General features: G+C 78.1%; 1 protein-coding gene and 1 pseudogene. Both read right to left on the reverse strand.

What is annotated here, in order from left to right:
• Positions 1 to 666: pseudogene (locus tag AX737_RS02455) on the reverse strand (cellulose biosynthesis protein CelD); the annotation flags it as partial.
• The coding region (locus AX737_RS02460; RefSeq protein ID WP_197430428.1) for a polysaccharide biosynthesis C-terminal domain-containing protein at positions 666 to 1,344 on the reverse strand (679 nt) is incomplete at its 5' end. The gene AX737_RS02460 and the pseudogene AX737_RS02455, both read right to left, overlap by 1 nt.

Below are 1,344 nucleotides of genomic sequence, written 5' to 3' on the forward strand. Positions count from 1 at the left end.
GGCGCCCTTCCAGCCCTGCCGCTCCAGGGCCAGGAAGGCCTCGACTGCGGCCGCCAGGGCGGGGCCGTCGATCGCCGTATCGAGGGCGAGTACCCCGTCCCCGGCGAGCCGACGGGTGCGGCGGCGCAGGTCCTTCAGGCGATTGCTCCTGGGATGGGCGGCCAGGAAGGCGGCGTGGCTCTCGCGCCTGTCGAGCACGGGTCGGTCGAAGGCGGCCACGCTGCCGTGCGACCAGCCGGCCCGGTCGAGCGCGGCGCAGAGCGGCCCGGCCTCGGTGCGGGGCAGCAGCGGCCAGCGCCAGGCGCGGCCCGGGGCGGCGGCCGCGAGCCCCCGGACCAGAGCGTCGTGCGCCTTCGGCGCGTCCGCGGCTATGAGCGGACCCGTCGCCGTGACGAGGGGCGAGGCGAAGGGGACGGCGACGGGCCCGCCCAGGCCGACGAGGTCGCGCCGCAGCCGGAACGGCAGGAGCGCGTCGAGCCGTCGGCCGCGGCCGACGGTGACGAAGGCGAGGTCTCCGGAGACGAGCCCCGCGCGCCGATGCGCCGTCACGACGTGCCGGCTGTAATGCGGGTGGGGCGCGCGGGCGCGCCCGAAGAGGTCGTCCCAGGCGCGCCCGTCGAGGGCGTCGAGCGGCCGGATCGCGACCTCGGGCGCGGACTCGCCCATCAGGACCCGGCGCCCGCCCGCGCGGTCCGGAGGCCTGACCAGATCGGCGTCGCGAGGCCGTGCACGGCGCGGGCGGCGCGGGCCAGCGCCAGGGCGCGCAGGACCGTGGCGGCGGACAGGGCGGCGGCCGCGCCCAGCAGGCCGAGCGCCGGGATCAGCAGGAGGCCGAGCACGATCGCCGCGCCCAGCGCCGCGAGCGTGAGCGCGGCGCAGAGCCGCTCGCCGCCGAGCATGGTCAGAAGGTCCTCGCCCGGCCCGAACAGGCTCGCGGTGACGCTGCCCAGGACCAGCACGGCCAGCACCGGCACACCCGCACCGAAGCCCTCGCCGAACAGGGCCAGCAGCAGCGGTCCTGCGGCGAGCACGGCGAGCCCGGTCGCGAGCGTGGCGGCGGCGGTGGCCTGCGCCTGAAGGCGGACGAGCCGCGCGAGCGCGGCCCGGTCGCCGCGGGCCCCGGCGGCGCTGAAGCGCTGGGCGGTGGCCGCGCTGGCAGCGAACTGCACGAAGGGGACGAATTGCTGCACGCGGGTCGCCGCGAAGTAGACGCCCACCGCCGCGGGCGGCATCAGCAGCCCGAGAAGCAGGACATCGACGAAGCCGAAGGCGGTGGTGGCCAGATCGACGAGCGCGATGGGCAGGCAGGCCCGCAGCCACGCCCGCACGCGGAAGCGGCGCGGT

The sequence above is a fragment of the Methylobacterium sp. CCH5-D2 genome, assembly GCF_001556475.1.
In the GTDB taxonomy this organism is placed as follows: Bacteria; Pseudomonadota; Alphaproteobacteria; order Rhizobiales; family Beijerinckiaceae; genus Methylobacterium; species Methylobacterium hispanicum.